Annotated in this window: 13 protein-coding genes; 10 read left to right on the plus strand and 3 right to left on the minus strand. The window is 44.2% G+C overall.

The annotated features are described in order from the left end of the window. The first annotated feature begins 103 nt into the window (after positions 1–103). Together LEP1GSC047_RS19940 and LEP1GSC047_RS19945 are read left to right on the plus strand one after the other, a co-directional pair. The gene (locus LEP1GSC047_RS19940) at positions 104–940 is read left to right on the plus strand and encodes a hypothetical protein (protein ID WP_010415583.1); all 837 of its coding nucleotides are present in this window, start codon (positions 104–106) and stop codon (positions 938–940) included. A 4-nt stretch (positions 941–944) separates the two neighbouring features. Continuing rightward, positions 945–1,709, plus strand: coding sequence for a glycerophosphodiester phosphodiesterase family protein (locus LEP1GSC047_RS19945; RefSeq protein ID WP_010415580.1), 765 nt, complete (start codon positions 945–947; stop codon positions 1,707–1,709). On the opposite strand, the gene LEP1GSC047_RS19950 is transcribed toward LEP1GSC047_RS19945, so the two are convergent. After that, on the minus strand, positions 1,702–2,328 hold the full coding sequence (locus LEP1GSC047_RS19950; protein ID WP_010415578.1) for a hypothetical protein: 627 nt from the start codon (positions 2,326–2,328) through the stop codon (positions 1,702–1,704). The genes LEP1GSC047_RS19945 and LEP1GSC047_RS19950 overlap by 8 nt on opposite strands. Positions 2,329–3,034: 706 nt before the next feature. Between LEP1GSC047_RS19950 and LEP1GSC047_RS19955 the strand changes: the two genes are divergently transcribed. The 4 genes from LEP1GSC047_RS19955 (at position 3,035) to LEP1GSC047_RS19970 (ending at position 5,890) form a co-directional block, all read left to right on the plus strand. Beyond that, positions 3,035–3,319, plus strand: a complete 285-nt coding sequence (locus tag LEP1GSC047_RS19955; RefSeq protein WP_010415576.1) for an LIC10235 family protein — start codon at positions 3,035–3,037, stop codon at positions 3,317–3,319. 64 nt (positions 3,320–3,383) lie between these two features. Continuing rightward, on the plus strand, positions 3,384–3,932 hold the full coding sequence (locus tag LEP1GSC047_RS19960) for a tetratricopeptide repeat protein (RefSeq protein ID WP_010415574.1): 549 nt from the start codon (positions 3,384–3,386) through the stop codon (positions 3,930–3,932). Positions 3,933–4,029: 97 nt separating this feature from the next. Continuing rightward, positions 4,030–5,250 carry a Crp/Fnr family transcriptional regulator gene (locus tag LEP1GSC047_RS19965; protein ID WP_010415572.1) on the plus strand — a complete coding sequence of 407 codons (1,221 nt, stop codon included), beginning with the start codon at positions 4,030–4,032 and terminating at the stop codon, positions 5,248–5,250. 13 nt (positions 5,251–5,263) lie between these two features. After that, complete coding sequence (locus tag LEP1GSC047_RS19970; protein ID WP_010415571.1) at positions 5,264–5,890, plus strand: DNA-3-methyladenine glycosylase family protein; 627 nt, start codon at positions 5,264–5,266, stop codon at positions 5,888–5,890. Positions 5,891–5,911: 21 nt separating this feature from the next. Here LEP1GSC047_RS19970 and gmd read toward each other — a convergent pair whose 3' ends face one another. Both gmd and LEP1GSC047_RS19980 read right to left on the minus strand, forming a co-directional pair. Continuing rightward, positions 5,912–6,934, minus strand: a complete 1,023-nt coding sequence (gmd, locus tag LEP1GSC047_RS19975) for a GDP-mannose 4,6-dehydratase (protein ID WP_010415568.1) — start codon at positions 6,932–6,934, stop codon at positions 5,912–5,914. Positions 6,935–6,977: 43 nt separating this feature from the next. Further along, positions 6,978–8,342, minus strand: coding sequence for an MATE family efflux transporter (locus LEP1GSC047_RS19980; RefSeq protein ID WP_020988998.1), 1,365 nt, complete (start codon positions 8,340–8,342; stop codon positions 6,978–6,980). A gap of 100 nt (positions 8,343–8,442) precedes the next feature. Here LEP1GSC047_RS19980 and LEP1GSC047_RS19985 point away from each other — a divergent pair, with 100 nt between their 5' ends. Genes LEP1GSC047_RS19985 through LEP1GSC047_RS20000 form a run of 4 tightly spaced genes read left to right on the plus strand, consistent with a single transcriptional unit; the run spans position 8,443 to position 13,108 of the window. Beyond that, complete coding sequence (locus LEP1GSC047_RS19985) at positions 8,443–9,771, plus strand: amidohydrolase family protein (RefSeq protein ID WP_010415565.1); 1,329 nt, start codon at positions 8,443–8,445, stop codon at positions 9,769–9,771. Between the two features lie 16 nt (positions 9,772–9,787). Next, positions 9,788–10,588 carry a hypothetical protein gene (locus LEP1GSC047_RS19990; RefSeq protein WP_020989001.1) on the plus strand — a complete coding sequence of 267 codons (801 nt, stop codon included), beginning with the start codon at positions 9,788–9,790 and terminating at the stop codon, positions 10,586–10,588. A gap of 31 nt (positions 10,589–10,619) precedes the next feature. Then, on the plus strand, positions 10,620–12,410 hold the full coding sequence (locus LEP1GSC047_RS19995; protein WP_039935846.1) for a TrkH family potassium uptake protein: 1,791 nt from the start codon (positions 10,620–10,622) through the stop codon (positions 12,408–12,410). Between the two features lie 14 nt (positions 12,411–12,424). Next, positions 12,425–13,108, plus strand: a complete 684-nt coding sequence (locus tag LEP1GSC047_RS20000; RefSeq protein ID WP_010415563.1) for a potassium channel family protein — start codon at positions 12,425–12,427, stop codon at positions 13,106–13,108. The last annotated feature ends 162 nt before the right edge of the window (positions 13,109–13,270 follow it).

Genomic DNA, 13,270 nt, shown 5'->3' on the forward strand with positions numbered 1-13,270 from the left:
GTTCCAAGTCGCAGGCCGGGTTTATTCGACCTAGTCTGCGAATTCCTTTTTTTCGTTCCCGCGCCTGCTTGACATTTCTTTGATTTAGGTGTCTCTCAACGGGATGCCCGAGTTTCGAAGAAAACGTTTCCGATGTAGATATATCGTTCTTCTTATTTGCCTAGGGCTTCCTTTCTTTCCCCTGTGGGCCGAAGATGCCATCATCCCTTCGGAAAATCCTCCTCCTTCAAACTCCGAAACGAAGGAATCACCCGTTAAGCCTAACCCCGTAAACGTCTCTCCGCCGGCGGAAAAATCTAGGGGCCCTGAACAAGTCGAGATTCGTGAAAAATTTAAGAATCAAATCGGTGGATTCGGATTTGATAGATTTTTTTCATTTCAATACGTCCGGTTGTTGAATCCCCAATGGGCCGTCGGAGCGATGGGTTACACGAATACCAATGTGAACCGATTCGATAACGATATTATCGCTTCATTATACTTTCAACCCACCGCTTTTTACGGCAGATTGAGCGACAACGAGACTAAGTATTGGGGAGGCTCGGTCTTTATCCAGCGATACGTATTGGACTCCCCTTTCTTTGTAGCCCTTCACTTGGGGCGGGAACACCGAAAAAAACAGGAATCCGTTCTTTATTGGGAAACTCTCGGAGGTACCTATCGTTACGAAAAGGACACTTATAATTGGGGACCGCAAAGCTACGCAGGTCTGGGAATAGGTTTTCGATACCAAGCGATGAACGGTATCTTTTTCGGTTGGGAAGGAATTTGGAACTGGTATTTGCCGTACAAAAACTCTTATCAAGTATCCGATTTATTTTATTCGGATCATCAGGCGACCCTCGGGGATCTATTATATAGAACTTATGCGCTTCAGAATCGCTACACTCATCCCGGCGCTAATTTTGCGTTAAATTTAGTAATCGGCTTTGCCTTCTGATCTTATGGGAAAGCCTTTCGAAATTCCGCACCCATGGGTAATCGCGCATCGAGGCTTCAGCGGTGAATACCCCGAAAATACGATGTTGGCCTTTCGCAAAGCCGTCGAAGTCGGGGCCGATTGGATCGAATTAGACGTAACTCTTACTGCAGATCGCGAGGTCGTAGTCATACATGACGATACCTTGGATCGAACTACGAATATGCGCGGTCCTGTGCGAGAGGCTTCCTTCGAGCGGATCCGTAAGGCAGACGCAGGCGGATGGAAAGATATTCGATTTGTCGGCGAGCCGGTCCCTAAAATTTGGGACGTTTGGAATTTCGTACTAGGTACGGAATTGGGTTTGAATATCGAAATTAAAACAAGCGCCTATGAACCTTCGCCGAAAGAAAGCCCTATCGAAGATAGCCTGATTCGATTTGCCCTGGATAAAAAAGCTCTGGATAAAACTTTATTCTCCTCTTTTTGCTGGGACTCTTTGGTAAGAATACGGGAGTTATCGACGGACGCGAAACTCGGTATCTTAATCGGGGAGGAAACCCCACATTGGGAAGAAGCTTTGGATTTGGCGTTTCGATTGAATGCGTTTAGTTTGAATTTATCGTCTCGTATGGCCCAAAAAGAGATCGTATCAAAAATTCAAGAGCAAGGATTCAGCGTTTTCGTTTATACTCTGAATACCGAAGAAGAATTAAGGAAAGGCTTGGACGCCGGAGCGGACGGAATTTTTACCAATTACCCTGCGAGAATGAAATTACTCGTCAATTGACTTCCACTCGAGCGAATTGATCCAATTCAATATGCCATTTCTCGACAATCTTGAAAAGTATCGTAATTACTTGAGGACTCGGTGCATCGTAACGATCCGCGGCAAAAGAATCCGTTTCCTTAAAGCCCGGAATTTTGCGTAAATCGTCTCCGTCGGCCCGAAATCGAAAAATTTCGAATTCCTCCGTACCTCGTTCGTCCCCGTTCTTAATGAAGAAGGGTTTTATCAAGCTCATTCGAAATTTTCCGAAGGGGATACCCTCTAAACATTGAAGGAATCTGTAACTTTGCAAGGCTAATTCCAATTTCATTCTTGCCGCGTACTGCTCGGACTCAAGGAAAGTCAGCGCGGAAGTCCCGCCGAATCCAAGATATACCTCGTATTTAGCGGGACTCGAGTTCTGAATCGGAACGATTTCCACTTCCTTTAAACGGTCGCCGAACAAGGCCCAAGCAACTCCTCTGATTTTTTCGACTTCCTGGAGATTGTTTTCGGCTAACACCTTTTGAACTTTCTCTTTCGGAGACGGTTTGCAGTTATTAACGACCGTTAAAGCGAATGTAAATATAAGAATAAGGGAATGAAGTTTTTTGGAATTGAAAGAGCGGAATCCACTCATAAACGAAAAGCCTCCGGCTAGGAGAATGCGCCCCAGTAATATGACTCATTTTCCTTAAAAAATCTACTCGAAAGATCTTTTTTTTCCGATTTTATTCGATTCGAGACATTCTTTTAAAATAAAGTTTTTTGGTCCATTAGACATTGAAAGTATACCGCCTTGATATTTTCCCCGGAGTCGCACCCTTAAATTGCCCAAATCTTAACGAGGGCCGATTTTGTTAATCACGATAAAAACGCTCACAAAACGGAGGAATACGGATGATGAACTAAATTTAGCATAAAAATGTTAAATATTCAGTTGAAGATACACGCGTAAATCTCGGATTTCGTTTAAATTCGTTCTTAAAAGAGAGTTAATATCAATACGTATAAAAAACAAGGCCGGATCGTTATATATCGAATTGATACGTTAGCATGTTGCACAAGTCCTCCGTTATATGAACGTATATAGGAAATAAATTTCCATAAATGACGAAGAATTATGGGAAATGGTCTTAACGTTGCCTTTTTTCAATTTTAAGGGTATTCCATTAACCAACATTCGTTAGTCGACATTGCCGCTGTTCGACGACGAAGAGAGCGCTTTTTACATTTCTATCGTAGGAAAATTATTTCGTAAAAAAATAACTTCGCGTTATGCGAAAAATTAAAAACACTTTACTACTTTTGTAAGAATGTAACTGTTGTTACGTCAGTTAACGTTTATGAAGCCAAAGAAAGTTACCAACGATGATCTTGAAAAGATCGTCGCAGGGGTAAAGACCCAAGCAGTCGAAGCAATCGGGAATTACCTATATAAAGGATTCCGGATTCAAGTTAGTAAGTATAACTTATCGGGGGCGGAGCGGGTCCAACTCCTCTACCAAAGACGGAGGAAAGAAGGGCTTTGCATAGTTTGCGGAACAAAGGTCGCAAAGAAAAACCCTTCTACCGGGCGACTTTATCGCCTCTGTGAATTCCACCGAAAAAAAATAGATAAAAAAAAGTAATTCATAAAATCCGGAAAACGACTGATAATCATAATGAAGACCTTCGAGTCTCGGATGGGTACCTTTGTTTTCCGGATTTTATTTCAAAAATCGTTTTAAACGATTCATATTCGTACTTCTCTTATCACTGTTAATTCCCGCATCCGCCTTTTCCCAAGGTGGAAATCCTGCGAAAGACTCGCTTCCGCCTGATTCGGATTTATTGTTCAGGATCGCCGAAGAAGCGTTCAAAGATCGAAAGTTTTATCAATCCGTCGAAAGTTTGAGAAGCTTTCTAGTACTCTATCCCGGAAATTCAAAAAGAACCAAGGTCCTGCTTTTACTGCGGGATTGTTTTCTTAAGCTGGATCGCCCCGAAAAAGCTCTGGAAGTTAGCCTAAACCTCTACAAAATGGAGCCCACCGGCGAGTTCGGATTGGAATCCTACTTGGAAGCCGGACGGCTACTCGCTAAGATGGGAGAAATTGACCAGGCCAAGGAAGTGTTTTCATCCATTTGCAGGCAGTCATATTCTCGGGTGATGGCCGAAAAGGCGGCTTTGGAATTTTCCGGTTTGGATGTTCTTTCCGACCTCAGCCCTTCCTCCGAGGCGGATTCTTGTCGGGAAAAATAGGAGAACTCGAGGATTTCGGTCCTAATTCTCCGGTAAAAAGCCGATACTAGTTTATAGTTGAACTCCGGCGGCGGAATTTTTTAATCACTGGTAAAGTATGTCCAACGGCTTCTTTCAAATCGTGAATTTCCCGAAAGGGTCCTATGTCATTGTCGAAGGTAAGAAAGAAGCCCATAACTTCTTCATTATCCGGCAGGGAAAGGTACGCGTTGCCCGCGAGAACCAGGTGGTTGGAGAGGACCCGAATCAGCTGCTCGGTCCGGGCGATTTCTTCGGCGTCGTGGCCGCCATGAGTCAGCATGCTCAGATAGAGTCTGCAATCGCGCTAACCGACGTCTCTTTAATTCAAGTCAGCTACGATCAATTCGGAACGTTGATCCAAAAAAACACTCCGGTCGCGATGAAAATCATCCGGTATTTCTCGATGAAACTCCGGCAATTCGATTCTACGATTACCCGCCTTTCGTTTCGTTCGGCGGTTGAGGAAGATCCGAATCAATTATTTGCGATCGGCGAGTATTACTTTAATCAAAAGAATAATCTTCATGCAGCTTATGCGTTTCAAAAATACCTGCAATATTTACCCAACGGCCAATTTGCGACCCAGGCGAAACTAAAGCTTCAGACGATGAATCAGCCGGTTGCATCTGCGCCCATCGATTATACGAAATTCAACCGTTCCTATTCGGATAACGAAATGATTTTCTGCGAGCACGAACCGGGAAGAGAGTTGTACATCATTCAACACGGTAGGGTGAAGATTACGAAAATCGTGGATTCAAACGAGGTTCTCCTCGCGGTTTTGCAAAGCGGGGATATCTTCGGTGAGATGGCTTTGCTGGATAATAAACCTAGATCCGCTTCCGCGATTGCATGGGGAGAAGAAATCCAATTGCTCGCCATCAATAAAGCGAACTTCGAGGGAATGGTAAAAGCTCAGCCTCAGCTTGCGACTCGATTGATTACTTTATTATCCGAGCGAATTTGGACGGCTTATAAGCAGCTCGCGAATTTACTTATTACGGACCCCCAGGGTAGGATCGCCGACACTCTTCTCACTCTCGCGGAAAAAAATAGGGTTAAAGTCGTTGCGAAGGCGAATTATAACTTTGAAATCGGAACGAAAGATTTACTTAAAATGATAGGTTTGGCTTATCCTAAAGACGAGAATCTTGTTCTTGATCTGATATCGAAGAATAAATTCATAAAACTCGATCAAGGAAAACTTTCCTGCACCGATCTTGCGGAGCTGGAAAAATTAGTTCAGATCTTCCGTAAAAAATCCCAAATGGATATGAAGCTCAAAAAACGAGCCTAATGATCAGGATTGGATGGATCGAGAAGTAAGACTCCGTAAGGCGGAAAGCTGGCTTCGAAGAAAGGATCCTGTCATGCGTAAGCTAATAACGGGAATCGGACCTTGCACATTGAAAATGGTCGGGTCGCCGTATCACGTTTTGATTAAGTCCGTGATCAGCCAGCAATTATCCGTAAAGGCCGCTGCGACGATGGAGAATCGAGTGATCGAAAGATTCGGTAGTCGTAAGCGGTTTCCGGAGCCGAATCGTTTGCTCGGATTAAGCGCCGAAGAATTGCGATCCGCCGGTTTATCCTTTGCGAAGGTTGCTACGGTACGGCGAATCGCTACGGCTTACGATTCCGGTGAAATCACCGATCGGAAACTTAGAAAGCTGGAAGACGAGAAAGTTCTAGAATTTCTTTGTTCCATTAAAGGGGTCGGCCCTTGGACGGCGGAAATGGTCTTAATGTTTGCACTGGATCGTTGGGATCATTTTTCTTTGAATGATCTCATTCTTCGTAAATCCATAGAACGACATTTTGGAATCCATAGAAATTCCAAAAAAGAGATACTTGCTCTGGCGGGCAGATTTTCCCCGTACCGAACGATTTTTTCCTGGTATTTATGGCGCGATGCCGACGGAGGAGAAGGCTGGTGAACTCTCCCAAACCTCTCCTTTTTAAATCTGAATACCGAAGGCCTTGCAATCGGACTTGATCATTATTTCGACCAATTCCTTAAATTTTACTTTCGGTTCCCAGCCTAGTTTCTTTCTGGCTTTTTCAGGACTACCGATCAGCAATTCGACCTCGGCAGGGCGATAGAAGTTCGGATCGACTTGAACCAGAAGCTTTCCGTCTTTCGTATCATATCCTTTTTCCTGATCTCCGGATCCTTTCCATTCGACTTGTATATTCAGGTGCTTGAACGACTCTTCCACGAACTCGCGAACGGTATGCATTTCGTTGGTCGCGACGACGTAATCGTCCGGCTCCGGTTGTTGCAACATCATCCACATCATTTCCACGTAATCTTTCGCAAATCCCCAGTCGCGTTTTGCGTCCAAGTTTCCGAGTCGGATCGGTCCGCTTTTTCCGGAAAGTAATCCCGCGACTCCTAGGGTGATTTTACGAGTGACGAAACCTTCTCCTCTGCGCGGTGATTCGTGATTAAATAAAATTCCATTCGAAGCGTGTAATCCGAACGCTTCTCTGTAGTTTACGACCGCCCAATACGCGTATAGTTTTGCTACTGCATACGGTGATCGAGGATAGAATGGAGTTTTTTCGTCCTGAGGGATGGCCTGGACTTTTCCGTAAAGCTCCGAGGTGGAGGCTTGGTAAAAGCGGGATTTAACTCCCGTTTGCTTGATAGCATCCAAGATTCTTAAAGTTCCGACCGCATCCACTTCCGCAGTGTATTCGGGAACTTCGAACGAAACACCCACGTGAGATTGGGCGGCTAAATTATAAATTTCCTCGGGTTGAACCTTCTCTAAAACCCGATTTAAATTACTGGAATCCGTCAAATCTCCGTAATGCAAAAACAACCGTGGATTTCCGCGTAGATGCTCGATGCGGTCCCGGTTCAATGAGCTGGATCGGCGCACGATCCCATGGACTTCATAGTCTTTGCTCAAGAGAAGTTCTGTTAAGTAGGATCCGTCTTGGCCGGTAATGCCGGTAATTAGCGCCTTTTTCATTCTGGAACCAAAAAAACCGATTTTGTTTTCCAGGCAAGAACGTTTAGACCGTTCCTTTCACCCATTTTTTCCTTCTAAATTCGAGTACGAAGGTCCCGGAGAGGGTCGCTATCCAAATAAATATCGCGGTCCAAATTCCTAAGGTCCCCCCTTTGAAATAAATTCCGAATAGGTAAGCACAAGGCAGCATAATTAAGTACGTAACCAGCATGTAAATTCGGAAGACATGGACCTGCAATCCGGCGCCTCGAAGTGCCGCACCGATAACCATATGGTAAGCGTCCCCGATTTGAATCACTCCGAGAAGGACCAAGGCAGGATAGCATTCTGCGATTAATTCCCTATCTTGAGTGTAGACATTTAGGATGTTTTTCCCGAAAATGATGAATGCCAGACCGACCAATCCCATTATGTGTGCCGAAAAGAAAGCGGATCGGAAAGCGGCGTGGTAGGCCAATTTATATTTTCCGGCTCCCATCGCCTGACCCAATAAAGTTGTGGCTGCAACTCCGAAAGCATAGCCGGGGAGAAAGGCCATGCTTAAAGTCGAAAACAATATATTGGACGCTGCTACCGACACGATGGAAATCATGCCCTGGAATTTAACGAAGATCATGAATGCGACATTAACGAATCCTTCCTCTAATCCGGGTGGGATTCCGACTCGAATGATTTCAAGTAGATGAGTCAAAGTCGGAATCGGTCGAATACCTAGAAAATATCGATTCGCTTTATACTTAAACAGAAAGAACGGAAATACGAGCAATCCGACAAGTCCTGCCAGAGAGGAAGCTAGGCCGGCTCCGGCGATTCCCATTGCGGGAGCTCCGCAATTTCCGTATATGAAAATCCAGTTCAAAAGAATATTAGAAAGTGTTGTTACAGCCATCGACACGAATCCGGCTTTCGTAAATCCTAAGCCGTCCATGAATCCTCTAAAACAAAAACCGATGAAGTAAAAACCGCTCCCTAAGAATCTATACGTTAAGTAGCTCTCTCCTAAAAGGCTGATGGCCTTATCGGCGCCGATCAAATTCATGAGAGGCGACGAGATGAACGGTCCTAACGCGGTGATGATCGCGCCTAAAAATAGGGAAAAGTAAAGTGTCGTAATTCCGATCTTTCCGATTTCGTTTGACCGACCTTCTCCGAATCTTCTCGCTACGATAATCTGAATTCCCATGGAAAACCCGATAAGAAATGCAACAAGAGTGTAATAACTGATTCCTCCCATCCCGATCGCGGCCAAGGCTTCTTTGCCTAAGTAACCGACCATGATCGAATCCGTGGACCAAACTACGGTTTGACTGATCATCGCCAAAACGACAGGAACGGCTAAAAACAGAATGGAAGTATTGAGTCGACTGAATCTATAAGTTCTACGTATTTTTTTTAACAAGGTGTCCAATGAATTTCCAGCTTCATTATAGGAGGTCCCGCAACCAGCATTTTTTCTTCGAAAAACGGTTTCTTCTCCATGTCGAGCTGCAACAAGTGGTATTACGCTTATGCAGACCTTGGGAACCGGGATAAAGGCTGAATTTGCAGACCTTCATAATCATCTCTACGGAAGTATTCGTCCGGAACTATTGTGGGAGATGGGTAAGAATAATCCGAATCCGCGTTGGGAAATATTTCTTCGTCCGTTCGAGGAGTTGTACGGAAAGAAAATTCGACCCTCGACTTTCTTCGAGGACTATCGGGACCCTGATTCGTTTCGAACGCTTTATCTTTTTAACCACAAAGGTCCTTTCCCCGAATTCCAAGCCAAGTTCAACCTTATCATCGCTCTCTCGAAATTCGATCCGATCGAAATTCGGTTCATAGCCAAGCAGATCACGCTAGCGCAGTTCCAAGAAGGCGTCACATTCGGAGAGTATCGGATTATGTACGCTCCGAATGAAACCGATGAAAACGTATTCGCTAAGACAGCGGCCGCCTGCGAAGGATTTGCGGAAGCCGAATCGGAATTGGGTGGAGTGGCGCGATCTAGATTGGTTATTTCCCTCCATCGGGACGGAGATTTTTTTAGGGAATATGAAATTGTAAAGGGTCTTATGGAAAAGGATTCCCTGATTCGAAAATACGTAGTCGGTTTAGATTTTTGTTATATAGAAGAAGGATTCCCGCCGAAAGGTAAAAAGGATTTTTTCCTGCAAGTCGATAAGGATAATAGGTCCGAACCTTCTACGGCATTATCCATTCTTTATCATGTAGGAGAATCTTTTCAGGATAAGAGTTTACTCTCGGCAGCCAGGTGGGTACTTCAATCCGCCGAATGGGGAGCTCATCGTTTAGGTCACGCAATCGCATTAGGCGTGAATCCGGACGCTTATCGTGGGGAAATTTTCGTCGAAACGGCAGCCGAGAGAAGAGACAGCCTGGAATTTTTATACGAAAGGTGGGAGGAAATTGCCAAGTTTGGAGAACTTCCCGCAAAGAATAGAATAGGGGCCGAATTGGATTCCATCCGACATACGGAATCGGTGGAAATTTCGGTTACCGAAACCTCCTTGTCGGAAACAAGGGCCTTTCAAAACTATTGTATGGACAAGATTTCCGCGACCGATGCCGTGATCGAATCCTGTCCAAGTTCTAATGAGTATATCGGAATGGTTCGAGATATAAGACATCATCCGCTTTTGCGTTTTGTAGATGCAAGACTCAGAGTCACGATATCGACCGACGATCCCGGTATTTTCGGTACGGAAATTCGGAAAGAGTATAGCAAGGCGGAGCAAATGGGTCTCAGTAAGGAATTGCTCGAAGAGATTCGTAAGGATTCTTTTTCGTATACGTCCGAAATTTTATCGGGAAGACGGGAACTTTCTAAGTAAAAGGTTTAGAGATCGTATGAAAGTTTACGGAATTTCTTTTCATTTAACAGCTAGGATTTCGTTCCGACTTTTATCCTCTTGCCTTATTGTATTTTTTTCCAGCTATTCCATTTTCGGTCAAGTTCAGAGCGATTTTTCCGATCCGTACGATTATAATTTAAGAAATTATCAGGACGAAAAATCTCCGGATGGATTTCAAGAATACGCTATTCCTCCGAAATTCGATAAACCGATCCTCGTTAACCCGAAGAACGCGCAAGTTCCTTTTCTGAACGCGCTCCCGACTTCGACGGGAGCTCAGGGAACACGCAGAACTACAAACCCGACTCAGGCTAGGCAGGATGACGGATTATTTAATCCGATAACCGGCGAAGTGAATGTCGAAGCCCTGGAACGACAGCAAGCGCAAGAGCGGGATAGAAAAAAAAAGTTAACGGATTTCGGGAAAGAAAGAGAACCATACACCGAAACAAGACTTCGAAGATTCTCCATTATCTTTTTTATGACCCTGCCGCTTGCAGGCGGTTTGTCTTACGGTGTATTAAGTTTTTTTAAACCTGGATATGAAAAGACGTTACCGGGAGGATGGATCGTTTTCGGCGTCGGGGCAAGTTTGGCTTTTGCGAATGCATGGTCGGATTTAAACGAATACGATCGTATGAAGCTGGAAAATCAGCCCGAAAGCCCCGTTCCAAACCCGACCGTCCCCGATAGACTTTCCGAAACGATTCATCCGACGATGTTTCCAGGATTGGGTCCGTTTACTCGTAATTCTGAAAATAGGTTCGAGATGGATTTACTTAGAGCAAGTTTCTAGGTGAAATAACTTGAATCTTTTTCCGCCGGTCATGCATTCTAAGGAAAAATGGTTTTCGTTTTGGGGGGAATTGTCCTTTCTTTACGAAAAATCGATCAGACCGATTCTTCGAATTTTATTCGCCTTAACGGGGTTTCTATCTTTAGTTCTCCTAATATTGCTTTATGGATTTTATTATCCGAACGATTGGGTGCACCCACTACGGTTATTGACGACTTTTGCGGTTTGGTATTTAGTTCTATACGAAATTTTAGATTTTGTTTTTACTCTTCATCCCTACAAAATTTACCTTTCCTCGCATAAGCTCGAAGCGACCGCAATACTTCTTGTCGTTCTTCAGTTCTATTTCGAAAAGGAGATCGAATCGCTGTTTGTCGTTTCAAGAGCTAGAGCAGAGGAAGCGGTTCTGCTATTTTTGTCGATCAGTCAACTTACCTTACTCTTTAGCGGTCTTGCCCATTTCCTTAGAAGAGCAAAAGTATCTCTCGGAAGAGTTTCTCCTTCCCTAATTATGGCGGCGAGTTTCGCTTTTCTTATCGCGTTAGGTACAGCATCGTTATCCTTGCCTCGAGCTCAGGCGATCGAAACTCCTTTGATCGATTTATTTTTTACCGCAGTCAGCGCCGTTTGTGTAACGGGTTTAAGCACGATCGATGTCGGTTCCCAACTGACCGGAACGGGCCAAGTAATTCTGATTTCTCTCATTCAATTAGGTGGACTCGGTCTGATGACTTTAACGGTATTTTTTTCGCTCGTTCTGGAAGGCCAAGTCTCGGTAACGGAGAAGTTACTAGTCAAAGACTTGTTCAGTCAAGAGACGATCGGAAGAGCCGGCTCAATTTTGAGACAAGTCGCGTACCTCACGTTTTCGATCGAAGCCATCGGAGCGCTTTACATCTATTGCGTTTTTCCGAAAGGAAGTGCGGTTCAGAATGAGAGTTTATTTTTCTATAGCATATTCCACGCTATTAGTTCCTTTTGCAATGCGGGCTTTTCGCTTTTTCCGAAGGGATTGGCGCAGGAGTTCGTAAAGGAATCGTACGGAATGCTTTCGGGGATTATGGTCTTGATCGTTCTCGGAGGGCTCGGATTTCCGACAGTAAGCCAATTAATCAAGAAAATATGGTTTTTAAGAAGACTCAATTCGATTCGTTTAACGGTAGGCACGAAGTTGATTTTGATAACCACAGGATTTCTTTTATCACTAGGTTGGATTTCCTACTGGTTTTTAGAAAGAGATCTGAGTTTGAAAGGATTGCCTTGGTATGATCAGGCGTTTCATTCTTTATTTTATTCCGTATCGACTAGGACTGCGGGTTTCAATACGTTAGATATGGCCAAGATGGGTTCCCCGATAATTTTTATCAGTTTGTTTTTGATGTGGGTCGGAGCTTCGCCAAACTCGACGGGCGGGGGAATTAAGACTTCGACTTTTGCCGTTTCGGTTTTGCAGTTCCACCAATATTTGGTAGGAAAGGATAGAGTGGACATATTCGGAAGGACGTTGGCGGAAAGTTCGCTGGCAAGAGCGTCAGTTGCGATCATTCTTTCCTTATTTGTGATATTTTTAGGAATCTTCGGTATTATCTGTTTCGAAAAACCGATGCCTTTTTTAGATATTTGTTATGAAGTCGTATCCGCCTACGGAACGACCGGATTGTCTCGGGGGGTAACGGCGGAAATAGGAACAGTAGGAAAGTTAATACTGTGCGCGGTTATGTTCGTAGGAAGGGTCGGGGTTTTGACGTTTCTTTTGGCGTTTGTTCCGAAGAGAAGGGCTAGAAGATATTGGTATCCCGAAGAATATGTCGTTGTAGGCTGAAGGAATAGGGCTAGATGAAAAGGAAAAAGATCGCGGTCATAGGATTGGGAGACTTCGGCTCCGAATTAGTCAAACGATTGTACGAAGAGGGACAGGAAGTTACGGCCGTCGATCAAGATCAATCCAAAGTGGATAAAATCAAAGAGTATTGTACGTATGCGGTAGCGATCGATTCTACCGATGAGACCGAGTTACTTGAGCACGGCATAGACGAGATGGATGCCGTCGTTTTGGCCATCGGAGATAATTTTGAAAATCTCATAGTGACTGCCGACGTTCTTAAAAAAATAGAAGTCGAAACTATTTACGCTCGATATCAATCCGATTTAAACAAGAGAGTTTTACAAATGCTGGGTATTACGAACCTCTTCAATCCCGAGTCGGAGGCTGCTCATTCGATGGCTCAGCAACTGATTTATCGGGGAGTAAAGGGAGTGACTTCGCTCGGGGACGAATATCGTATATTAGAGACGGTTTTACCGAAGCATATGTTGGGAAAAACCGTATCCGAGTGCAGAATAAGAGAAGACTGGAATCTTAACTTGGTTACGGTCAAACGTCCGAAAAAAAATCGTAAGAATCAAGGCTCCGAGGAAATTCTCGGAATTCTCCAGCCGCATATGATTCTTAAGGAAAACGATATTCTGGTCCTGTTCGGTTTAAACGAAGATCTGGAAAAGCTACTTCATAAGCGATAGGTAATAATAATTTCCGTTAAAGGTAGCTTCAGATTTTCCGTTCGATTCATCGAAATGAAAGATCGGTGATCTAAAGACTTTTTCCGACGATTTGTTATAAAAAAATTTTGAGCCTATTTTGTTTATAGGAAGGTCTCATTCGTCTAACAAGGAAGGCTAGAA

The organism is Leptospira inadai serovar Lyme str. 10, assembly GCF_000243675.2.
In the GTDB taxonomy this organism is placed as follows: Bacteria; Spirochaetota; Leptospiria; order Leptospirales; family Leptospiraceae; genus Leptospira_B; species Leptospira_B inadai.

Coding starts and splice junctions, on each gene's coding strand:
- LEP1GSC047_RS19945 (WP_010415580.1), top strand. CDS start 945: ATGGGAAAGCCTTTCGAAATTCCGCACCCATGGGTAATCGCGCATCGA.
- LEP1GSC047_RS19940 (WP_010415583.1), top strand. CDS start 104: ATGCCCGAGTTTCGAAGAAAACGTTTCCGATGTAGATATATCGTTCTT.
- LEP1GSC047_RS19970 (WP_010415571.1), top strand. CDS start 5,264: ATGGATCGAGAAGTAAGACTCCGTAAGGCGGAAAGCTGGCTTCGAAGA.
- gmd (WP_010415568.1), bottom strand. CDS start 6,934: ATGAAAAAGGCGCTAATTACCGGCATTACCGGCCAAGACGGATCCTAC.
- LEP1GSC047_RS19995 (WP_039935846.1), top strand. CDS start 10,620: ATGCATTCTAAGGAAAAATGGTTTTCGTTTTGGGGGGAATTGTCCTTT.
- LEP1GSC047_RS19950 (WP_010415578.1), bottom strand. CDS start 2,328: ATGAGTGGATTCCGCTCTTTCAATTCCAAAAAACTTCATTCCCTTATT.
- LEP1GSC047_RS19990 (WP_020989001.1), top strand. CDS start 9,788: ATGAAAGTTTACGGAATTTCTTTTCATTTAACAGCTAGGATTTCGTTC.
- LEP1GSC047_RS19955 (WP_010415576.1), top strand. CDS start 3,035: ATGAAGCCAAAGAAAGTTACCAACGATGATCTTGAAAAGATCGTCGCA.
- LEP1GSC047_RS20000 (WP_010415563.1), top strand. CDS start 12,425: ATGAAAAGGAAAAAGATCGCGGTCATAGGATTGGGAGACTTCGGCTCC.
- LEP1GSC047_RS19985 (WP_010415565.1), top strand. CDS start 8,443: ATGCAGACCTTGGGAACCGGGATAAAGGCTGAATTTGCAGACCTTCAT.
- LEP1GSC047_RS19965 (WP_010415572.1), top strand. CDS start 4,030: ATGTCCAACGGCTTCTTTCAAATCGTGAATTTCCCGAAAGGGTCCTAT.